Annotated in this window: 17 protein-coding genes; 10 read left to right on the top strand and 7 right to left on the bottom strand. The window is 69.2% G+C overall.

What is annotated here, in order from left to right:
* Window positions 1-50 precede the first annotated feature (50 nt).
* Both H7344_RS13205 and lexA read right to left on the bottom strand, forming a co-directional pair.
* The gene (locus H7344_RS13205; RefSeq protein WP_186346480.1) at window positions 51-857 is read right to left on the bottom strand and encodes a phosphatase PAP2 family protein; all 807 of its coding nucleotides are present in this window, start codon (window positions 855-857) and stop codon (window positions 51-53) included.
* 173 nt (window positions 858-1030) lie between these two features.
* Window positions 1031-1753, bottom strand: a complete 723-nt coding sequence (gene lexA / locus H7344_RS13200) for a transcriptional repressor LexA (protein ID WP_186346479.1) — start codon at window positions 1751-1753, stop codon at window positions 1031-1033.
* A gap of 188 nt (window positions 1754-1941) precedes the next feature.
* Between lexA and H7344_RS13195 the strand changes: the two genes are divergently transcribed.
* Both H7344_RS13195 and H7344_RS13190 read left to right on the top strand, forming a co-directional pair.
* A complete protein-coding gene (locus H7344_RS13195; RefSeq protein ID WP_186346478.1) occupies window positions 1942-2721 on the top strand; it encodes an SDR family NAD(P)-dependent oxidoreductase in 780 nt (259 codons plus the stop codon).
* Between the two features lie 239 nt (window positions 2722-2960).
* The gene (locus tag H7344_RS13190; protein WP_186346477.1) at window positions 2961-3305 is read left to right on the top strand and encodes a LysM peptidoglycan-binding domain-containing protein; all 345 of its coding nucleotides are present in this window, start codon (window positions 2961-2963) and stop codon (window positions 3303-3305) included.
* A gap of 266 nt (window positions 3306-3571) precedes the next feature.
* On the opposite strand, the gene H7344_RS13185 is transcribed toward H7344_RS13190, so the two are convergent.
* Complete coding sequence (locus H7344_RS13185; protein ID WP_186346476.1) at window positions 3572-3913, bottom strand: hypothetical protein; 342 nt, start codon at window positions 3911-3913, stop codon at window positions 3572-3574.
* A gap of 146 nt (window positions 3914-4059) precedes the next feature.
* On the opposite strand from H7344_RS13185, the gene H7344_RS13180 reads away from it, so the two are divergent.
* On the top strand, window positions 4060-5088 hold the full coding sequence (locus H7344_RS13180) for an ATP-binding protein (RefSeq protein ID WP_186346475.1): 1029 nt from the start codon (window positions 4060-4062) through the stop codon (window positions 5086-5088).
* On the opposite strand, the gene H7344_RS13175 is transcribed toward H7344_RS13180, so the two are convergent.
* The gene (locus tag H7344_RS13175; RefSeq protein ID WP_186346474.1) at window positions 5085-6353 is read right to left on the bottom strand and encodes a NupC/NupG family nucleoside CNT transporter; all 1269 of its coding nucleotides are present in this window, start codon (window positions 6351-6353) and stop codon (window positions 5085-5087) included. The genes H7344_RS13180 and H7344_RS13175 overlap by 4 nt on opposite strands.
* Before the next feature lie 37 nt (window positions 6354-6390).
* On the opposite strand from H7344_RS13175, the gene H7344_RS13170 reads away from it, so the two are divergent.
* The 7 genes from H7344_RS13170 to H7344_RS13140 all read left to right on the top strand — a co-directional run bounded on the left by H7344_RS13170 (window position 6391) and on the right by H7344_RS13140 (window position 18427).
* Window positions 6391-6954 (top strand): uracil-DNA glycosylase family protein, encoded by a 564-nt coding sequence (locus tag H7344_RS13170; protein ID WP_186346473.1) that lies wholly within the window; start codon window positions 6391-6393, stop codon window positions 6952-6954.
* A 301-nt stretch (window positions 6955-7255) separates the two neighbouring features.
* Entirely contained in the window at window positions 7256-7735 is a 480-nt protein-coding gene (nrdR, locus tag H7344_RS13165) for a transcriptional regulator NrdR (protein ID WP_186346472.1), read from the top strand.
* A 155-nt stretch (window positions 7736-7890) separates the two neighbouring features.
* Complete coding sequence (locus H7344_RS13160; RefSeq protein WP_186346471.1) at window positions 7891-10803, top strand: vitamin B12-dependent ribonucleotide reductase; 2913 nt, start codon at window positions 7891-7893, stop codon at window positions 10801-10803.
* Window positions 10804-10909: 106 nt separating this feature from the next.
* A complete protein-coding gene (gene dcm, locus H7344_RS13155; RefSeq protein ID WP_186346470.1) occupies window positions 10910-12352 on the top strand; it encodes a DNA (cytosine-5-)-methyltransferase in 1443 nt (480 codons plus the stop codon).
* A gap of 78 nt (window positions 12353-12430) precedes the next feature.
* Complete coding sequence (locus H7344_RS13150) at window positions 12431-14635, top strand: DUF262 domain-containing protein (RefSeq protein WP_222130641.1); 2205 nt, start codon at window positions 12431-12433, stop codon at window positions 14633-14635.
* 236 nt (window positions 14636-14871) lie between these two features.
* Window positions 14872-17352, top strand: coding sequence for a Z1 domain-containing protein (locus tag H7344_RS13145; RefSeq protein ID WP_186346468.1), 2481 nt, complete (start codon window positions 14872-14874; stop codon window positions 17350-17352).
* 1 nt (window position 17353) lies between these two features.
* Window positions 17354-18427 carry a PD-(D/E)XK motif protein gene (locus H7344_RS13140; protein ID WP_186346467.1) on the top strand — a complete coding sequence of 358 codons (1074 nt, stop codon included), beginning with the start codon at window positions 17354-17356 and terminating at the stop codon, window positions 18425-18427.
* Window positions 18428-18434: 7 nt separating this feature from the next.
* Here H7344_RS13140 and H7344_RS13135 read toward each other — a convergent pair whose 3' ends face one another.
* The 3 genes from H7344_RS13135 to H7344_RS13125 form a co-directional block, all read right to left on the bottom strand.
* On the bottom strand, window positions 18435-18818 hold the full coding sequence (locus H7344_RS13135) for a very short patch repair endonuclease (protein WP_186346619.1): 384 nt from the start codon (window positions 18816-18818) through the stop codon (window positions 18435-18437).
* 207 nt (window positions 18819-19025) lie between these two features.
* Window positions 19026-20000 (bottom strand): hypothetical protein, encoded by a 975-nt coding sequence (locus H7344_RS13130; RefSeq protein WP_186346466.1) that lies wholly within the window; start codon window positions 19998-20000, stop codon window positions 19026-19028.
* Window positions 19997-21085 (bottom strand): hypothetical protein, encoded by a 1089-nt coding sequence (locus tag H7344_RS13125; RefSeq protein ID WP_186346465.1) that lies wholly within the window; start codon window positions 21083-21085, stop codon window positions 19997-19999. The genes H7344_RS13130 and H7344_RS13125 overlap by 4 nt, the downstream gene beginning before the upstream one ends.
* Between the last annotated feature and the right edge of the window lie 243 nt (window positions 21086-21328).

Here is a 21328-nt window from a genome sequence, read left to right as displayed (position 1 = left end):
TGCGTCGGGCGGTGTGAGCACCGCCTGTTCAGCTGCCGGTCGGGCGCCGGTCAGGCCGAGGACGTCGCCGGTTCGTCCTGCGCAGCCGGCGCCCTAGCGGGGGCCGGTGCGTCCTTCCGCCCGTCGGAGCGCCCGCCGGTGCGCCGGTCGAGCCGCCGGCCGAGCCGCGCTGCGACGAGGAACCCGACGCCGATGACCAGCCAGCCCGCGACCGCGTCGAGGACCCAGTGGTTGCCGGTGCCCACGATCACGACGGCGGTGATGAGCGCGTGCGCCCAGCCCAGCGCGCGGGCCCACGGCGTACGCGCGTTCAGCTGCACCACGACCGCCACCCACAGCGCCCAGCCGGCGTGGAGGGAGGGGAAGGCGGCGAGCTGGTTGGTGAGCCCGCCCAGGCCCTTGGGCGCCGACGCGTCGGCCCCCCACCAGCCGTCGGCCGCGTGCAGGGACAGGACGTCGACGTACCCGTCCACGAACCGCGGCGGTGCCGTCGGCAGCAGGAGGTAGAGCGCGAGGCCGACCAGGGTCGCGGCCACCAGCGCCCGCCGCGCCGGCACGTAGCAGTGCGCGCCGCGGCGGTAGAGCCACAGCAGGACGGCCGCGGTGACGACGTAGTGGGCGGTGGCGTACCAGTAGCTCGAGAGCAGGCCGAGGACCTTCATCTCGACGAAGACCTGGTTGAGCGAGGCCTCCCAGTGCAGCCCGACGAGCCGCTCGACGTCGAGCAGCTCCTGGGCGCGGGCCAGGGCCGGCGCGAGGGCGTCGTCGGCGAAGAGCCGCGAGGCGCTGTAGAGGACGTAGAGGGTCAGGACCAGCACCAGCTCGGCCACCCCACGCCGCAGGCGTGGGGAACTCACGAGGCTGGTGGGACTACGCACGAGTCTTAGAGTGCCGCATCCGGACCCCGATAAGCATCCGGCTTCTCCCGGATTCTCCCCTCGGACCCGGGTCCGGCGACCCGGACGACGACGCTTCGACCGCGCCACGACGGCGATCGGGGCGCAGGCTTGCACCCGCACCCCGGCCGAGATCACATGCGGCGCAGGACCGCGGTGACCTTCCCGAGGATGGTGGCGTGCGTGCCGTCGATCGGGTCGTACGCCGCGTTGTGCGGCAGCAGCCAGACCTGGCCGTCCTTGCGCTGGAAGGTCTTGACCGTGGCCTCCCCGTCGATCATCGCGGCCACGATCTCGCCGTTGTTCGCCGTCGGCTGCTGGCGGATGACGACGTAGTCGCCGTTGCAGATCGCCGCGTCGACCATCGAGTCGCCGGAGACCTCGAGCAGGAACAGCTGGCCGTCGCCGACCAGCTGCTTGGGCAGCGGGAAGACATCCTCGACCCGCTCCTCGGCGAGGATCGGGCCACCGGCGGCGATCCGGCCCACCATCGGCACGTACTGCGCCTCCGGCACCAGGTCGCCCACGCCGGTCTCGTCGGCCGAGCTGTCGTCGGCGCTCGACATCGCCCGCCGCGCGGCCATCACCTCGGGCAGGAACACCTCGAGGGCGCGCGGACGGTGCGGGTCGCGCTTGAGGAACCCCTTCTCCTCCAGCACCTTCAGCTGGTGCGCCACGCTCGAGGAGCTGGTGAGTCCGACCGCGTCGCCGATCTCGCGCATGCTCGGCGGGTAGCCGCGTCCCTCGATGCTGTCGCGGATGTGGGCGAGGATCCGGGTCTGGCGCGGCGTCAGGCCGGTGACGTCGGGCGCGCCGTCGGGCATCTCGGTGACCTTCGGGCCGGGGTTCTTCGCCATGAGGGAGTGCCTCTCGGGGTAGCGGGGTGGCGGGCTGCGGGTGCTGCGCTGGGGCTGTGCTGAAGCCGTGTTCGAGCTGGACAGCACCGTAGGGCTTCCTGCGTCCGTGTTCAAACACCTGTTCGAAGGCGTGTCGCGAACTGTGGACAGCGCGGTCCGGCGGGGGAGCCGCTGGTTGGATCGACCGCATGGACACCACCAGCTGCGTCGTCACCGGAGCGGCCCGCGGCATCGGCCGCGGGATCGCCGAGCTCATGGTCGCCCGCGGCCACCGGGTCGTCGTCACCGACGTCGACGCAGAGGGTGCGGAACGCACGGCACGGGAGATCGGTGCGGCCGCGGGCCTCGGTCAGGACGTCCGCGACGCCGGCTCGCACACCGAGGTCGCCGAGGTCGCCGCCCGGCACGGTGACCTGGTGGCGTGGTTCGCCAACGCCGGTGTCGGCGACGACGGCGCGCTGGCGGACCTCACCGACGACCAGGTTCGCCGCCTCGTCGAGGTCAACCTGCTCGGCACGGTGTGGAGCACCCGCGCCGCGCTCGCGGCGTTCGGGCCGCGCGGCGGCGACGTCGTGCTCACGGCGTCGCTGTCGGGCCTGGGTCCGGTCCCCGGCCTGTCCCTGTACGCCGCGACGAAGGCCGCGGTCGTCTCGCTCGCCTCCTCGGTGTCCCTCGAGGCGCCGCGCGGGGTGCGCGTGCACGCGTTGTGCCCCGACGGCGTCGACACGGCGATGGTCGCCGAGATGCGCCAGGACGGCACCGCCAAGCGGCTGGTCACCTCCGGCGGCCGGATGCTGACCGTCGAGGAGACCGCGCAGGCGGCGGTCGACCTGGTCGGCTCCCGCCGGGTGCTGCGCACGCTGCCCGGCTGGCGCGGCGCCGCGATGCGCATCGGCCAGCTCGCGCCGTCCGCCTCCAAACCGGCGCTCGCCGCCTTCGCGCTGCAGGGGAAGCGACGCCTGCGCTGATCGTCGGTTGATCCTCTGCTGATCCTCGCCGAGGACTGGGGCCCTCGCGACACGGTCGAACATCTGTTCGTCCTGACCCTTGATTCGTTCGAACACGTGCTCTACGGTCGTACACATGTTCGATCGAACGTCTGCTCGATCGTCGTCCGCACCGCCCACTGTCGGTGGCTGCGGTTAGACATCGCTCAGACCGAGATCGACACGACCAGGCTGACCGCCCCTTCCCCAGGAGGTCCCTCATGAGCACCATCACCGCCACCCGCATCCCGTACGCCGCGACCCCCGCCCGCTCCTCGGTGCGGCTCACCCGCCGCGGCCGCCTGACGGTGTTCGTCCTGGCGCTGATCGCCGTGCTCGCGGCCGGCATCTTCATCGCCGCCGGCTCCGTGGCGACCGAGGAGGCCGGCACGCCCGAGCCGACCCGGGTGGTCATGGTCGGCACCGGCGAGACTCTCTGGGGCATCGCGGCCGAGCTGGCCGACGACGGCGACGTCCGCTCGACCATGCGCGAGATCGAGCGGCTCAACGCCCTCGACTCGGCCGTCCTCGACGCCGGCCAGCGCCTGGTCGTCCCGCTCGACTGAGGGGCCGAGCACCACACCACACACGTCGCCAGCCGCTTCGACCCCGGCTGGCGAACCGGGGAAGACAGGGGCGGGGCCGTTCGCGGCCCCGCCCCTGCGGCCATTTCGGGGCCGGCCCGGCTCGCCTCGGTGCGGGCTTGGTGCCGGCTCGGGTCGTGAGGTTCATCGGGGCCCCGACAGACCTCACGGATCCCCGATGAAGTTTCGTCGGGGGACCGGCAGGTTCATCGGCGCCCCGATGAACCTCGCGGCTGACGGGAGAGACCTCAGCGAGCGGCCCGCCGACCACCGGGAGCGGCCGGCCGGTCGGGCTCGGTCTCCTTCGGCGGGGGCGGGGAGGTGATGCCGAGCTCGCGGAGCAACCGGGCGACGAGCATCAGGCCGACGAAGAGGCAGGCGACCGCGCCGACGGAGGCCAGCGCGAGGAACGCCCAGGCCGCGGACTCGCCGCCGCGGGCGGTCGCGCCGAAGTCGATGGCGGCGTACACGAGGTAGCCCCAGGCGACCACGAGCAGCGTGATGCCGAGCGCCAGGAGGGCCAGCCGCGGGGAGAAACCGGTCCGTCGCTTGGCCCCTCGCCTCGACCCCGCCCGCTTGCCCGTCGCCACGGGCCTCATCATCCCTGATCGGCGGCCGCGCCGCGCGCCCGACCCGCAGGCCACGGAGGACGCTCCCCGAGGACCGCGACCGCCTGGAGCCGGATGCGGAGCGATCGGGCCGCCCCGGAACGCCGCGAAGGCTTTACGCTGTCACCGTGCAGGGCGATGTGGGGACCTCGTCGGTGCCGGGCGTGGGCCTCGGCGCGGCGACCGGACCCATGCCGATGCTCGACCCGTTCCTGCAGGACGCCCACGACGTCGACCAGGTGACCCGCGCCGTGCTGGCCGTGGTGGCCGGCGGTCCGTCGGTGCTGCGGGCCGCGCTGGCGCTGAGCGAGGGCGGCGGCCGGCGGCTGCGCTTCGTCGACAGCGCCCGGGCCGCGGACCAGGCGGACCTGGACTGGTGCCACATCGACGCCTACGACGACGTCCCGCTCACGGCCGTGGTCCGCACCGGCGAGGCGGTGTGCGGCGGCGTCGACGGCTTCTCCGGGCGCTACGCCGACTTCCTGCAGGACCTGCGCGACCGGGGGGTCGCTGCGCTGGCGGCGCTGCCGCTGCCGGGGACGGGTTCGCCGATCGGCGGGCTGCTGGTCTACCTCGACGACCGGTCCGCGCTCGACGACCGCCGGATCGCGACCCTCACCTCGATCGCCCGCCGCGCGTCGGACGCCGTACGCCGCGTGCGACTCGTGTCGGGCCGCCAGGGGTCCGACGCGGTGCCCCAGGAGCCGGCCGTGCCGGAGGGGGCGCTGACGACGAGCGTGCTGCTCGAGGGCAACCCGCGGGCGACGGGCGCGGCGCGCCGGTTCCTTCGCGAGCACCTCCGCGCTTGGGGGATCGACGACGAGGCGGTCGACGACGCCCAGCTGTGCCTGTCGGAGATCGTCACCAACGCCGTCGTCCACGCCGGCACGGCCTCGGAGCTGCGGGTGGTGCTCGACCACGGCGTGCTCACGGTGACGGTCCGCGACCTCGGCGGCATGGGCAAGCCCAGCGCGGGGGAGGCGCACCCCTCGGAGGACCTCGACCCGCTGCGCGTCTACGGCCGCGGGCTCCAGCTGGTCGACGCGCTCGCGGACCGCTGGGGCTCCGAGCGTGACGCGATCGGGACGACGGTGTGGTTCGCCCTGGAGCGCGCGGGCCAGCCGGCAGAAGCCACCGAGGCGGTCACCGCCGGCTAGGTGCCGATCCCGATCACCAGCCCGGCGATCGCGGCGTTGGAGAGGTTGGCCAGGCTGCCCGCGAGCAGCGCCCGGAGGCCGAGCTCGGCGACGACGGCGCGCCGCTCGGGCAGCAGTGAGCCGAGGGTGCCGATCTGGATCGCGATGGAGGAGAAGTTCGCGAATCCGGCCAGCGCGAAGGTCACCACCGCGACGGTCATCGGCGAGAGCGAGTCGACCTCTGGCCCGAAGTCGGCGTACGCCACGAACTCGTTGAGGATCGTCTTCTGCCCGATCCACGACCCCGCGTCGACCGCCTCGGACCACGGCACGCCGAGCAGCCAGGCCAGCGGGGCGAGCGCCCAGCCCAGGATCTTCTCGAAGGTCAGCCCGTCCGCACCGAACCAGCCGCCCACCGCGCCGAGGATCGCGTTGGCCAGCGCGATGAGCGCGATGAACGCAATGAGCAGCGCGCCGACGGTGACCGCGATCTTCCCGCCGGCCAGGGCGCCGCGGCCGAGGGCGTCGATGACGTTGCGCGACTCGGTGTCGCGGACGCTGCGGACGTCGAGCTCGCCCTCGCCCTCCTCCGGCTCGTCGAGCGGCCCGTCGTCCGGCCCCTCCGGCGTGGAGTCCGGCCACATGATCTTCGCCATCAGCAGGGCGGCGGGCGCGTTCATGACGGTCGCGGCCAGCAGGTACTCCAGCGGCGCGCCCAGCAGCGAGTAGCCCACCAGCGTCGAGCCCGCCGCCGCCGCGAACCCGGCCGCCATGATCGTGAAGAGCTGGCCCTTGCGCAGCGAGCGGAGGTACGGCGAGATCATCAGCGGCGCCTCGGACTGGCCGAGGAAGACCACCGTGCCGGCGTACAGCGACTCGACCTTGCTCACCCGCAGCAGCCACGACAGCGCGCCGCCGACGACGTACGTCGTCCACTGGACCACGCGCAGGTAGTACAGGACACCCACCAGCGCGCCGAGGAACACGATGACCGGCAGCACCGACAGCGCGAAGACCGTCTCGCCCTCCTCGCCGACCTCGGTCAGCGGCCCGAAGACGAAGACCGTGCCCTCCTCGGCGTACCCGATCAGCGCCGCCACCCGGTCCGAGAGCCACTCCAGCGCGCGCTCGCCCGGCCCCCACCGCAGCACCAGCGCCGCGAACGCAACCTGGAGTGTCAGCGCCGCCCCGACCGTGCGCCAGGAGATGCCGCGCCGGTGCCGGGAGAACGCGACGGCCACGAGCACCAGCACGGCCAGGCCGAGGAGGCCACGCAGAGCGTCCATGCCGGGCCGGTGCCCGCACGACGCCGCCCTGGAACATGTGCCGGAACGTGTGCCGGTACGCCGCCGCGGTCACCGGCCGCGGGTGGTGATGGTCCTGCCGCCGATCGTGGCGCCCGAGCCGGTCGTCGTGTTCTGCGGTCTGGCGGGTGCGGCGAGCACCAAGCACCGCGACCACTACTACGAGGGGCCGGGCAACAGCTTCTGGTCCTCCCTGCACCTGTCGGGCTTCACCGCCCGCGAGCTCGCCCCGCACGAGGACCGGCTGCTCGCCGAGCCGGTCGACGGGACGCCGATGGGGCTGACCGACCTGGTCGGCCACTGGGACCCCCGCTGGGTCGAGATCGACCGGCTCGTCGAGCAGATGGAGACTTGGCAGCCGGAGTGGCTCGCGATCACCGGCAAGGGCGCCGCCGCCGAGGCCGCCAGGGCGCTGGGCCGCCGGGGGAGGCCGCACCTGGGCGTGCAGGACTGGTACGTCGGCCCCGCCCAGGTCTTCGTTCTGCCGGGACCCTCGGGCGCCAACCAGCGCCGCGACTACGACGGCCGCCCCAACCGCCTCTCCTGGTGGCGCGACCTCGCGATGATCTGCGGCGTCGGCTGATCCGCCCGGGGTCTCGCAGGCCCCTGACCTGCGCGTTCTCCGACTGGTCCGGACCGGTCCGCCCGGACTTCGGGCGAGACACGCCGATCGGGTTGCGCCCTGCTCCGGCCCGGCGTACGGTTCCCCCACATCTAGTACTTACACGGATGTAGTTATCCACATCTAGTGCACAGCACGAGGGTGGAAGCCACACAGAAGGCCCGTTGTTCTACACAGTGACGGGCCGGATATCCCCAGTTCGTCCACAGGTAACGACGCCCTCGCGAGGGTGTCTCGAGCGCGCCCGGAAGGAGGCTCCGAGATGCACTGCCCCTACTGCCGCGGCACCGACACCCGGGTCCTCGACTCCCGGGTCGCCGACGACGGCGGCTCGATCCGCCGGCGGCGTACCTGCTCCTCGTGCGCGAAGCGGTTCACGACCATCGAGCAGATGCAGCTGACCGTGCTCAAGCGCAGCGGGGCGACCGAGCCGTTCACCCGCGAGAAGGCCGTCGCCGGCGTCCGGAAGGCCTGCAAGGGCCGCCCGGTCTCCGAGGACGACCTGGCCTGCCTTGGACAGGCCGTCGAGGACGCGCTGCGCCTCTCCGGCGCCGCAGAGATCCCGGCCCACGAGGTCGGCCTGGCCATCCTCGGCCCGCTCCGGGCGCTCGACGAGGTCGCCTACCTGCGGTTCGCGAGCGTCTACCGGGCCTTCGCCAGCGCCGACGACTTCGAGCGTGAGATCGCCGCGCTCCGAGCGGACCGGGTCATCTCGGAGCCCACCCCTCAGCCCACGGGCTGACCACAGACCGCCCGGCACGTAGTGGGGAAGCTGCGTGCCGGGCGCACCACCTCAGCAGGACCCACGCCAGCCAGGCACAGCAGGACCTGTCCCACCGCACTGTCGGTGGTGGCAGCAAGGATCGAAGAAACCACCTCGAGAGACGGGACCAGAGGATGACGGAGACGGTGAGCGGCGCTGCCACCAGCGGCGCAGCAGCAGGCGGCAAGGGACTCACGCTCGAGCGCGTGTTCAGCACGCCGGGTGTCCACCCCTACGACGAGATCACCTGGGAGCGTCGCGACGTCGTCCAGACGAACTGGAAGACCGGCGAGGCCGTCTTCGAGCAGCGCGGCGTGGAGTTCCCCGACTTCTGGTCGGTCAACGCCTCCACCATCGTCACCACCAAGTACTTCCGCGGCGCCGTCGGCACCGACGCGCGTGAGTGGAGCCTCAAGCAGCTCGTCGACCGGGTCGTGAAGACCTACACCAAGGCCGGCCTCGAGCACGGCTACTTCGCCGCCGAGGCCGACGCCGAGGTCTTCGAGCACGAGCTGACCTGGCTCCTGGTCCACCAGTACTTCTCGTTCAACAGCCCCGTCTGGTTCAACGTCGGCACCCCGTCGCCGCAGCAGGTCTCGGCCTGCTTCATCCTCTCCGTCGACGACTCGATGGACTCGATCCTGAACTGGTACAAGGAGGAGGGCTTCATCTTCAAGGGCGGCTCCGGCGCCGGCCTGAACCTCTCCCGCATCCGCTCCTCCAAGGAGCTGCTCTCCTCCGGCGGCACCGCCTCGGGCCCCGTCTCCTTCATGCGCGGCGCCGACGCCTCCGCGGGCACCATCAAGTCCGGTGGCGCCACCCGCCGCGCGGCGAAGATGGTCGTCCTCGACGTCGACCACCCCGACATCGAGGAGTTCGTGCAGACGAAGGCGCGCGAGGAGGACAAGATCCGCGCCCTGCGCGACGCCGGCTTCGACATGGACCTCGGCGGCGCCGACATCACCTCGGTGCAGTACCAGAACGCCAACAACTCCGTCCGCGTCTCCGACGAGTTCATGCGTGCGGTCGAGGACGGCACCGAGTTCGGCCTGCGCGCCCGGATGACCGGCGAGGTCATCGAGAAGGTCGACGCCCGCGGCCTGTTCCGCAAGATCGCCACTGCCGCGTGGGAGTGCGCCGACCCGGGTCTGCAGTACGACGACACGATCAACGACTGGCACACCAACCCCGAGACCGGGCGGATCACCGCGTCCAACCCGTGCTCGGAGTACATGTCGCTCGACAACTCCTCGTGCAACCTCGCGTCGCTGAACCTGCTGAAGTTCCTCAAGGACGACGACACCTTCGACGCCGAGCTGTTCGCGAAGGCGGTGGAGTTCATCATCACCGCGATGGACATCTCCATCTGCTTCGCCGACTTCCCGACCGAGTCGATCGGCCAGACCACCGTCGACTACCGCCAGCTCGGCATCGGCTACGCCAACCTCGGCGCCCTGCTGATGGCGATGGGCCTCGGCTACGACTCCGAGGGTGGCCGTTCGATGGCCGCGACCATCACCTCGCTGATGACCGGCACCTCCTACAAGCGCTCCGCCGAGCTCGCCGCGATCGTCGGCCCCTACAACGGCTACGCCCGCAACGCCGACGCCCACAAGCGGGTCATGCGCAAGCACCAGGCGGCCAACGACACCGTGCGCACGCTGCACACCAACGACCAGGCCGTCCACCGCCTGGCCACCAAGGCGTGGGCCGACGTCATCGCCCTGGGTGAGACCAACGGCTTCCGCAACGCGCAGGCCTCGGTGCTCGCGCCCACCGGCACCATCGGCTTCATGATGGACTGCGACACCACCGGCATCGAGCCCGACTTCTCCCTGGTGAAGTTCAAGAAGCTCGTCGGCGGCGGCTCGATGCAGATCGTCAACCAGACCGTGCCGCGTGCGCTGAAGAAGATGGGCTACCAGCCCGAGCAGGTCGAGGCGATCGTCGCCTACATCGCCGAGCACGGCCACGTGATCGACGCCCCGGGCCTCAAGCAGGAGCACTACGAGGTCTTCGACACCGCGATGGGCGCCCGCGCGCTCAAGCCGATGGGTCACGTGCGGATGATGGCCGCGGCCCAGCCGTTCCTCTCCGGCGCGATCTCCAAGACCGTCAACCTGCCGGAGACGGCCACGGTCGAGGAGATCGAGGAGGTCTACCTCCAGTCGTGGAAGCTCGGCCTGAAGGCGACCGCGATCTACCGCGACAACTGCAAGGTCGGCCAGCCGCTGGCCGACGGCGGCGGCAAGGCCAAGAAGGACGCCGCCGACGCGGCCGCTGCTTCTGAGGCCGCGGCGACCAAGGTCGTGGAGAAGGTCGTCTACGCCCCGACCCGCAAGCGCCTGCCGAAGTCCCGCGTCTCGCGCACCACCTCCTTCACCGTGGGTGGCGCCGAGGGCTACATGACCTCGGGTGCGCACGACGACGGCGAGCTCGGCGAGATCTTCCTCAAGCTCGGCAAGCAGGGCTCGACCCTGGCCGGCGTGATGGACGCGTTCTCGATCGCGGTCTCGATCGGCCTGCAGTACGGCGTCCCGCTGGAGACCTACGTCTCGAAGTTCACCAACCTGCGCTTCGAGCCGGCCGGCCTCACCGACGACGCGGACGTGCGGATGGCGCAGTCGATCATGGACTACATCTTCCGTCGCCTCGCCCTGGACTACCTGCCCTTCGAGCAGCGCTCCGCTCTCGGCATCTACTCCGCCCAGGAGCGCCAGCGCCACCTCGAGACCGGCTCCTACGAGCCGGTGGAGGAGACCGGCGGCGCCGCCGAGCTGATCGAGTCCGGCCCGACCTCCCAGGCCGTCGTCGAGGCCGAGGTCGCCGACGACACCGAGGTCGAGACCAAGGACACCCGCGGCGCCGAGGCCCGCGAGGTCCCGGCGAAGTCCGCGAGCGAGGCCCACACCACGGCCGAGCTCCTGGAGAAGATCAGCGGCACCGCCATCGACTCCCCGCTCTGCTTCACCTGCGGCACCAAGATGCGCCCCGCCGGCTCCTGCTACGTCTGCGAGGGCTGCGGCAGCACCTCCGGCTGCAGTTGACCGGAAGCGTCAGACGAGGGCGGGGCCGCTTTGCGGTCCCGCCCTCGTCCACAACACGCCGCTCCACCGTCACTTCCCCCTGACCCGGATTGGCTAGACTTCGAACATGAGCTCGAGCTCAGGCGCGTCGTTCACGTTCTCGGACCTCTTTGCAGGCATCGGGGGCTTCCACGCCGCGCTCCACGCATCCGGCGGGCGCTGGGCCTTCGCCAGCGAGATCGACCCCGACGCGGCACGCGTGTACGACTACAACTGGCTCCGTCCCCTGCGAGAGAGTGGAGCTGTCGCGCCTGACGGCGTGGACGAGTTCCGGGTGAGCGGCGACATCATCCCGCTGACGGATCCCGTCGTCAGGGTGCCGCACGCGGACGTCCTGGCCGCGGGCTTCCCGTGCCAGCCCTTCTCGAAGAGCGGGTTCCAGCGAGGCATGGCTGAGACCCGCGGCACCCTGTTCTGGAACATTGCTCGGATCCTGCAGGACGAGCGGACCCGTCCCGCCGTCGTCATGCTCGAGAACGTCCGCAATCTCGCAGGTCCCCGGCACGTAGACACCTTCGCGACGATCGTCACCACCCTGCGACAGCTCGGCTACCGGACAGCGAGCAGACCGGCCGTCTTCTCGCCTCACCTGTTGGCACCTGAGCAGGGAGGGCGCCCGCAGGCTCGTGACCGGGTGTTCATCCTGGCTCACTACGTAGGGCGCGAAATTGCCGAGGACCCGGCCTCCTTCGACGATCCCGTCGTCACGCCGAGGTCCGAGGAAGATGGGTGGAGCAAGCACGACTGGGACCTCGCGCGTGACCTGCCTCTCGAGCCGGACGAGGCAGTCGAGGACAAGTACTTCCTGGAGTCGGCCGAGCGAAAGTGGCTCGACACGTGGGACCGCTTGTTGGCGGCAGTGGCCGAGCGGCTCGACCCTGGTGAGCGGATGCCGGGGTTTCCCCTCTGGGCCGACGAGTTCCGGTCACTCGAGCAGGCCGAGGACCTCATCGAGCTGGGGCGTGCCAGCGGTCGTCCGCTGCCCCAGTGGAAGAGCGACTTCCTTCTCAAGAACGCACGCTTCTACGAGCGTCACGCGGAGGTGCTGGACGCCTTCAGGTTCGAGCTTGACGCCTTTCCGCCTTCCCGACGGAAGTTCGAATGGCAAGCCGGCCCCCACCGTCCTCTGCGCGAGACCGTCCTGCAGTTCCGACCGTCGGGCATCCGATGCAAGCTCCCGACCTACGTCCCTGCGCTGGTGGCCATCAACCAGACATCCATCGTCGGGGGACGACGCCGGCTCACCCCCCGGGAGGCGGCTCGGCTGCAGGGGCTTCCGGAGGTGTTCCAGTTCCGACAGTCGTCTCCGGGTCCGGGTCCGGGTCCCGCTGTCGCGCAGCGCGATGCAGCCTCGTACAAGCAGATGGGCAACGGCGTAAACGTCGGCGTGGCCCGCCACGTGTTCACCAAGTACGTCGAGGCGCATGCGGACGAGATCAGCCTTCGTGCCGACCACCTGGTGTCCGCAGTCCAGGCGGCCGCAGCCGCCGGATTCCGTCGGTCGAGGTGACCATCCCTGGCACTTCCAGCGCTCGCCCGTTTCTTTGCCTAGGGTTGGGGAGGACGACAGCCAACAGGTGGGAGCGAAGTGTCCAAGGCGCAGGTCGTAGCACGCATGTACGAGCTTGCGGGCGAGGAGCCGGAGCCCCTCGGACCCGGTAGCAAGGAGAAGAAGTCCGCACTCGAGGCGCTGGGTCGAGCGCTGGGCGTCGACCTGACCGCGACGGCTGGCAAGCACGAGTGCGGGCGCCGGCTGGCCGCTCGCGTCGACATCGTGTGGGACCAGGCTTGCGTCTCTGGGGGGGACACCGTCACGGCCGAGGGACTGCGCAGGCTGCTGGACGGCGCCGAGAGGGTCCTCGGACGGCGGACGGCGGACCGCCCGCACCCGGATGGACCGAGGAACGAAACGACGTCAGCACGAAGGGACACCATCATGGACGAGCAGCAGCGCGCCGACCTCGAGGGATCCATCGCTGAGAACGTCGCCGCGCTGACCCAACCGGGGGAGTCGCCCGACGTCATCGTGCCGGCTCCAGAGGTGGTCGAGACCGCGGAGGTCGGCTTCACCGACGGCAGCTGGCGGACGCACGTCCTCGCCGTTCAAGGTTGGCTCCGCTTGCCGCACGACCTCGCTGCCGACGACGCGGACACATTCCTCGGCTCGCTAGCGGACGCGCTTGGAGTTGACACGGCCGACGCCGACGCTGTGCTGCCTCGGCTTGCCGAGCGCCTGGAGCGGGCGGTCGACCTGCGCGAGCGGTTCCTCCAGAGGCTCGAAGCATCGGCCGAGGGCGACTCCACCCTGCTGACCGCCAGCCGGCAGTGGGTGGCGGACTGGGACGAGGTGGACGAAGAAGCGTCTGCCGAGCGGGGCGGTCCCATCCACGCGGAGGCGGACACGTGGCCGATCACGCAGTTCGTCCAGTACGCCAACTACGAGGAGCTGGAGCTGAGCCCCTCCTACCAGCGAGCGGAGGTGTGGCCCAACAGCGACTCGCAGATGCTGATCGAGTCGGTCCTGCGTGGCATCCCGCTCCCGTCGGTGATCCTGCTGCAGCGATCCGACGCGCGCGGGACGTCGTACGAGGTGGTCGACGGAAAGCAGCGGTTGACCGCGATCCTCCGCTTCATGGGCAGGCACCCCCGGGCTGTCGGCGAGGTGCGCCGCCGGGCTCAGGCTTGGGGTGAGGGGCCAGATGACGTCGTGCGGCTCTTCCAGGAGGACTACCCGGGCTTCAAGAAGAAGTGGAAGCAGCACGAGCAGTCGACGCTCACCGCCAAGCTCGAGAAGGAGCTCCACTTCCCTTACCCGCTGAGATCTGGCGACGTGCCGGCGCTGTCCGGCGATCTGCAGGCGATGCGCGGCAAGTACTACTGCCAGATCCGGGACCACTCCGTCGACGTGCTCGGCGACAAGCGCCGCGTCAGGTCCATCTTCGAGGAGCAGTCGAAGTACAAGGTGCCGGTGATCACGTACACGCAGGTGACCAGCGAGCAGATCCACGAGGTCTTCAGCCTCTACAACAAGCAGGGCAAGCACCTCAACGCTGAAGAGATCCGCAATGCCCTGTTCCACCACCTCGCGCTGATGCGGGCACTGCTGGTAGCAGCGGGTGACTCGACGGACGTCGACGCCGTCGCGCCGTTCCTGCGCGACGAATGGGACGACCTGTCCTCGACCGCGCGGACCCTGGACCGCTACGGCTTCGCGGCGGCCGGCTACAAGCGCACGAAGATCTTGTCGTGGGTGGCGTCGATCCTCGTGCACGGCGACGGACGGCTCGACTCGCGTTCCACGGCGACCCACATCAACAACCTCCTCGAGCGGCTCGCGGAGGACCGAGCGGACCGGCTCCGTAGCGACGATGTGGTGCGGGACCTCATGCTGCTGCTCGACCACGGGCTCGACGTGCACGCGTTGATCCCCCGCGAGGTGTGGACCGACCGCTTCGTGAACGCGCAGTCACGGGGCAAGTGGCAGGAGCTCCAGCTCGTCGCAAGCGTCACCGGGCTGGCGGCAGCCCACGAGTACCACGGCGATGCGCTGCTGGATCTCGTCGAGACGCGCTTCGAGGACATCAAGGCCCTCGCCACCTCCCGCGAGTGGCAACGCCCGGAGAAGACCCAGTCCCGAGAGCAATGGCAGTACATCGCGGACGTCGTTGGGGGCCTGATGAGGCTCTTCGACGTTCCCGACGAGGAGGTGGAGGCGCGGCTGCGTTCGAGGTTCGGAGGCACCGGCCTCACCAACCTCCGCGAGCTGCGCGGGCAAAGGTCCGCCCCCCGCTGATGGCAGCGGAGCAACCGCCGTTCGGTCACAGCCGCGTGTCTCGGGTCCCTCCTCGGGCCGCAGAGGCCAGCTGGTGGAACGGTTACTCGAGAGCGCTGGAGGGGGCAGGACTGCCGCCCGAAAGCCGTCAAGCGATCAGCGACGACTCTGCATACATCGTCGAGCGCTGCCTCTTCCCGCCTGGGGACGACCGGTGGACGGCGAGCCGCGAACGTCGTGGTGCCGTCATGGGAGCTGTGCAGTCCGGCAAGACGGCTTCCATGATGGCGGTCATCGCCAAGGCGCTCGATGCGGGTGCCAACGCAGTCGTGGTGCTGGCCGGGACCCGGACTGCCCTGTGGCTGCAGACCTTGGAGCGTATCGACGAGCAGCTCGACCGCCTCGCCAACCCGACCTCCGTCCGCATCAGGCTCCCCCCGCCAGGTCAGGGGGAGCTGGTGGGTGGCGAGCTGGGGGCGCTGTACTCGTTGACGGAGCAGCAGGCACGTCGCGCGCTCGACCGGGGCCGTCCCCTCCTAGCCGTCGTGATGAAGAACGTGGCGCACCTCGAGCGGCTGTCGCGCACGCTGCACGAGACGGTGTACCCGGAGGTCGAGAGGCGCGGCGAACCCTTCCACCTGGTCGTCCTCGACGACGAGGCCGATGACTCGTCGATCGACGACCCCGGTGCCGGGCCGGCGGAGCTGCGCCAGGTCCCGCGTCGCATCCTTGACCTGTGGGAGTCTCGGCGAACCGCAGGCGTGACGGCTGTCGAGGGTCTCTACGCGACCTACGTCGCCTACACCGCCACGCCCCAAGCGAACTTCCTCCAGGATCCTGCCAATCCGCTCGCGCCGACGGACTTCGTGGTGGCCCTGCGCACGCCCGGTCCTGAGGGTGACGTGGACGTGCGCACCCCCTCCTTCCGCACCGCGCGCGGGTACCGCTCCTGGTACACCGGCGGCGAGGTCTTCTACCACCGCTTCCGCGACGCCCCCCTGTGCGTGGAACCTCGGGTCGATCCGTCTGAGGCGCTGGTCGACGGTGTGCGCGCGTTCCTCCTGGCCTCGGCCGTGCGGCTGATGAGAGGGGGCGCTCAGGTGACGCCCGCCGACGCACGAGGTCGGGTCTTCGCCAGCCAGGACGAGGCCAAGGCGCTGCTGCCGGACGTAGCCAGCATGCTGGTCCACCCGTCGTCGGCGCTCGATGCCCACTTCGCCGTCGCTGACGACCTGGTGGCGTGGTCAGGGGGAACGGCTGCCGCTGGAGGGCACGAGCGTCGGCTGGGTGTGCCGGGAGTCCGCAAGGACCTCGAGGAGCAGCCGGACCGGTGGCTCCGCTGGCTGCAGGGGTACAGAGCTTCCGCGGCACTCTGCGCGTCCGAGCTGGGAGGCGAGGTGCCCTGGGTCCCTCCGGACGATCGTTGGGCGCAGGTGAAGAAGGTCGTGCTGGAGGACGTGGTTCCTGGGACCAGCGTCGCCGTCATCAACTCGGACGAGCGGGCCGACGACCGGCCGGAGTTCTCAGTGCAGAGGTCAGGGAAGGGCTGGCGCGCGCCCCGCAACCTCTCGACCATCTTCGTCTCGGGCAACGTCATGGCCAGAGGCATCACCCTCGAAGGCTTGTCCACCACGGTGTTCACCCGCGAGGCGCACGACCCGCTCGCCGACACGCAGATGCAGATGCAGCGCTGGTTCGGCTACCGGGGCTCGTACATCGAGCTCTGCCGCGTCATCGCCAGCTCCTCGCAGCTCGGGTTGTTCGCTCGCTACCACGACAACGACGAGGCCTTGCGACGGCAGGTCATCGCCGCGATGGAGGAGCCGGCTGGGGCGGCGCCGCGGCTCTCAGTCCTCCAGGGCCTCGACCACCGCGCCACTGGCAAGGTCGCCGACCTCCGGGGCAAGCGGCTGTGGCCCGGGGCCCGGCCATTCGTGCAGCATATGAACGCGCCAGGGGCAGACGACCACAACCAGCAGGTGCTGGCGCGCCTCTTCGCCCAGGGCTTGCAGGGCGTTCCTGACCCGGACGCGAGGCAGGGCGTCCTGGCGGATCGGTTGCTGGACCTGGACCAAGCCGCGGACCTGCTGGACGAGCTGCACTACGTAGGGCTGCAACCGGGCGCGGTGGAGCGGTGGGCTCTGGTCGAGGCCCAGCTTGACCTCCCTCCCGCAGACGCTCGTCACCCGCTCTACAGGGGACCGCAGCACCTGGCCCGTCCGTGGCATGGTGTGTCCACCTACGATCTCGCCGCCTACCTGCGGACGTGGGCTGCGTTGCTCGAGCAGCGGACACCCGGTTTCTTCACGACCGATGAGCCGTCCCTGCAGTGGAGCTTGCTGGACCTTGCACAGCGACGAAAGAACGCGCCCGTGTTCCGCGTGGGAATGAGGTTCGGCTCAGGGCCTGAGGTTGCGGATGGACCTCTGGCGGTGCTCCCGGCCGCCGCCAGGCCGATGAAGCGGCAGGTGCGACCGGGCACTGACGTCCTCGACTCCACCTGGGGCTCCCGTGGTGAGTCCGACGCCGGCATCATGGGAGACGAGTTCTTCGACTTCTACGGCCGCGAGGAAGGGCCACGGCTGACCAGGAACGGCGCTCGCCATGCATCGGAGCCAGGCCTGCTGCTCTTCCACCTGGTGGCTCGTGAGGGCGGTCCACCCACGATCGCGCTCGGTGTGAGCCTCCCGGCTGGGGGTCCCGACCAGGTCATGGCGCTGCGCAGGTCAGGAGGCTGAGGTGACGCCACGAGGTGACGGCTCGTTCGAGTGGCTCCGCGAACGACTGCCGACGTTGCAAGCGGCAGCCAGCGCCGATGACCGGGACCTCGTGTGGGTCGACGAGTCCCGCACAGTGGCGGTCAGTCGGGACACAGAGGGTCGCCTTGAGCTGTTCCTGCCAGGACCCCCGTTGGCATCGGCATTGAAGCCGGTCGCCGACAGCCTGAGCCATCACCAGTGGTGGTTCGACGACGGTGGGACGCTGGATGCCAGCCGGCTGCAGTTCGCCGAAGCCCCCCACTTCGATGGCGTGGTGTCCTTCCTCTGCGCAGAGCTCATGAGGAACGGTGCCGCCACCGACCTGCCTCAGGCGTTTTCCCGGACAGAGCCGGCGATCGCTCTCGCGCTGGCTCGAGCGGCGCTCGGCAGCGAGGTCCTCGTGGGACTCGCGGGAGAACTCCTGCTGATCGACGGCTTGACGAGGGTCGCCGCTGGCGGTGAGGAACGCAGGGCCGTCATCAGCGGTTGGGCCGGTAGCGTGCCCAGTTCTCGCGACTTCAGGCTGGGGACGACGGGGATCGAGGTCAAGACCACCAGTGGCACGTCCTCCAAGCACCACGTCCAGGGCCTCCACCAGGTCGAGGTGGGGCACGCTGACGGCGGCGAGGTCGAGACTGGGCTCTACTTGCTGAGCATCGGTCTCCGGTGGACGGACGCAGCGGAGGGCGGCACCACCATCCCGTCGCTCGTCGAGGCCATCTCCAACCGGCTGGAGGCGGACGACAGGGAGGCGTTTCACCAGCGCCTGACGCAGTACGGCGGCGATGCCGGAAGCGGCTACCGGCACGACCGGGACAAGTTCGTGGCGACCTACGCGCGCCCGTTCACGACGCGCTTCGAGAGGTTGTACGACATGGGGGATCCCAGGATCCGGCTGCCGCGGCGCGGGGACCTCGAGACGTTCTCGGACCTCGACATCGATTCGCTGTCCTTCCGCGTCGACCTTCCTGGTCGTGTCCGGGGCGACCTCAACCCAGTCGTTGGTTGGCAGGCCATCCTGGCTCGACTGCACGGCTCGGTGGACCCCGCCTGATCCGACCTCACCCCCTGCTCAACCGCTCCTGGTACCGCTGCTGCACCCGATCGGCGGCAGCCGAGGGCTCCTCGTGCTCCCAGAAGCGCAGCACCGACCAGCCCGCGCTCGCCAGCTGCTCGTCGGTGGACCGGTCTCGTTCCTGGTTCCGAGCGATCTTCCAGTCCCACCAGTCGGCATTAGCCGTCGGGCGCTGGTGGTGCGTCGAGCACCCGTGCCAGAAGCACCCGTCGACATAGACCGCCAGCCGGGCTCGCGTGAAGGCGATGTCCATGGTCCGACGGTTGTTGCCGGGGACCTTCATCTGCACGCGGTAGCGCATGCCTCGTCGGTGCAGCTCACGTCGCAGCGCCAATTCAGGAGCAGTGTCGCGGCGGGCGAGCGCGGCCATCTTTGCGGAGAGCCGCCCGCCGGGTCTGACCCGGGCGGGTTCAGGAGCCGTCACCACGAAGTCCAAGTCCATTGCAACTGACGTCGTCCGTCCGCTGGGCGGCGCAGTCGCCGCTGCCACACGCAGTGCATCGTCGCCAGTGCAGTGTGAACTCCCAGCACGGCCCGAGCCGGCCACATCGTTCCTGGCGCCAGCCCGTCCGTCTCGTCACGCGATGGATCGCCCGTCATCTACGGGGAAACTTAGTACTTCGGTCAGGAACTGGCGTTCGGACTCATTGATGTGAGTCAAGTCCTGACACAATCGCAACCTGTCCACCAAGACCCCCGTCGACGCGCCGACTAGGTAGTTGACGTGCGGTCGCTCGACGTGGTGCGGCACGGCTAGAAATCGAACCGGGTGCACATTCTGAAGGAAGTAGGCGGCCCAGTGATCGGGGCGAGGCTCGAGCAACTTGATCTGCCATCGCTCACTCTTGGCGATAGTGACCTGGCCGACCGATAGCCACTGTCCAGCGAGTCTCTTATCGGGCCAACCTACGAATGTCAGTGTGTCTACTCCGGCGTCCTTGGCATACCGCTTGGCCGGGAACGCGGGATCCTGGACCGGGAGCCCCAAAGCATCGCCGACGTTGGCCAGATTCTCCTGGAAAGAGTCTCCGTTGCGGTCGCTCGTTCCCATCGAGGTCACCAGCCAGCCCTTGTTGCTTAACGCTCGCGCGACGGTGCCCTCGACTAGGGCCGTAGGTTCTTCACTGGTGCGCAAGCCGCGAGAGTGAGCGACCGCAAGTGCCAGCAGCAGCAGATACGGAGTTGGTTGCGGCCTTCGGCTCGCAACTATCTCCCAGTTTCCCCTGAGTGTGAAGGGCCATGCGTCCCCTAGGGCATCGGCGCGTTCCAGCAGAATGCTGTGTATAGACTCCGACCAGAGTTCGGGCACATCGCTGTAGTAATCAGCTCCGCTGGACCCGTTGGAATCTTCCTCGTCGAAGTCGTCTTCAACCGTTATGAATTGCTGCGGCTTCTTCGTTGTCCAACCGTAGTCATGAAAGAGATCTTCGAGCTGGGCTCGCGTCACCCGTCGGCCTTTAAGTGCGGCTAATTCCAACCAGTCTGCGATGGCGGACGACCGAGCGTAGCGGCCATAAGCCTCGAGGTCTGGCGTTATCGCGCTGGTGGTCACTTATGAACGACCTTGCCCTCGATCACTGATTCGAGGCTCGTCGCGAGTTCACGTAGTCGCGACGCCTGGGACAGTGCCTCATGGTCAACTTGGCCGCCACTTGCCTCAAGCACCAACGGCTCCAACCTCCGTATGAGACTCTGAATGCTCGTGGATATCGTTGCGCCCCTAACGAGCGAGGCGGCGAGGTCCAGGTCTTTGTAGCGCTTCAGTGTTTCTCGGGCACGCTCATCCTCGAGAATCTGTGCATAAGTCGACACGGAGCGACTGTCTGATAGTACCGGCTTTGTGTTCTCAGGACCTGGTACGAGGTCGTCCAGTACGAAGCGAAGGTTGTCCTCGTTGATACGCGACACGGCTTCTCGGACCGCTGCTAGAGACCGCGGTCTACCGGTGTAGCCGATAAAGTCTCGTATGCCGCTGTTGCTGACCAAAAGGCCCCATACGGTGAATCGTCGCTCCCGCACCAGGGCTGTGTTGAAATCGAGTTCTTGTTGCGCGAAACGCAATATCTCTAGTGTCTCGTAGGAGGCGCGGACTCCGCGGGCGTTGCTTCCAATTACTCTGCCGACGTGGTAGAAGGGATCGGAGATTCCTTCCCTCTCGGCATCCAACACTTCGGTGGCAATGAATCTCGCTTTGGCCTCTGCGGGCCATTGGCGCAACCCGCCAATGTGGCGGTACCCCAAGTAGGCACTGATCTCCTGGCGCTCTGCGATCTCGAAACAGGGTACGAGTCGAAGCTGATCGATCGCGTGCTCTGTCGGTGGCGCGTCGAAGAAGTCGAACCGCAGGTCGGACTCAGCGGCTCGCCGTTCCTGAGTCAGGACTATTAGCGTTGCAACCCGCCGGTTTCCTTCGACGACGATCCGACGCCCCGACTCGTCGGGCGGCAAGACCAGAACGGGCTCGTTCTCGAAGTAGCCGTTCTCCAGAAACGAACTAGCAAGTTCGTCCAGGACGTCGTTGTCAAAAAGGTGCTGGAGAATCACCTCCTGCTCTTGATTTTGTAATGCTTCCGGTATGCGAGGATTCATGGGGTCGAGAAGTAGCAAGTCGAGAGGGACAACGCCTATGTCTCGCATGGCGTGAGCGTATCGCCTCGCGCCGGCACGCGCGCTCTTGCGCGCAGAATGGCTGGTAGCAGGTGGGAGATTCCTGACGGGAACGACGCGACCTGCTGCTGACCGCCGCCTAGTCGCGGTGGTCGAACTGGGACTTGCCCGAACGCACCAGGGAGGAGTTCCGTCTGTAGACGCCGGATTGGATGACCGCGACAACGCGACTCGGCCAGTGATGTTCGGCTAACGGCCATCGTGGCCGCGTGG

It is taken from the genome of Nocardioides deserti, from assembly GCF_014266025.1.
In the GTDB taxonomy this organism is placed as follows: Bacteria; Actinomycetota; Actinomycetes; order Propionibacteriales; family Nocardioidaceae; genus Nocardioides; species Nocardioides deserti.
The sequence above is the reverse complement of the archived record's forward strand: the minus strand, read 5'-3'. Positions and strand labels throughout refer to the sequence as shown.

Bases quoted from the DNA above. Each gene is read 5' to 3' on its own strand.
- lexA (WP_186346479.1), bottom strand. From the start codon at position 1,753: ATGGCGAAGAACCCCGGCCCGAAGGTCACCGAGATGCCCGACGGCGCG.
- H7344_RS13195 (WP_186346478.1), top strand. From the start codon at position 1,942: ATGGACACCACCAGCTGCGTCGTCACCGGAGCGGCCCGCGGCATCGGC.
- H7344_RS13190 (WP_186346477.1), top strand. From the start codon at position 2,961: ATGAGCACCATCACCGCCACCCGCATCCCGTACGCCGCGACCCCCGCC.
- H7344_RS13175 (WP_186346474.1), bottom strand. From the start codon at position 6,353: ATGGACGCTCTGCGTGGCCTCCTCGGCCTGGCCGTGCTGGTGCTCGTG.
- nrdR (WP_186346472.1), top strand. From the start codon at position 7,256: ATGCACTGCCCCTACTGCCGCGGCACCGACACCCGGGTCCTCGACTCC.
- H7344_RS13160 (WP_186346471.1), top strand. From the start codon at position 7,891: ATGACGGAGACGGTGAGCGGCGCTGCCACCAGCGGCGCAGCAGCAGGC.
- dcm (WP_186346470.1), top strand. From the start codon at position 10,910: ATGAGCTCGAGCTCAGGCGCGTCGTTCACGTTCTCGGACCTCTTTGCA.
- H7344_RS13135 (WP_186346619.1), bottom strand. From the start codon at position 18,818: ATGGCCGCGCTCGCCCGCCGCGACACTGCTCCTGAATTGGCGCTGCGA.
- H7344_RS13125 (WP_186346465.1), bottom strand. From the start codon at position 21,085: ATGCGAGACATAGGCGTTGTCCCTCTCGACTTGCTACTTCTCGACCCC.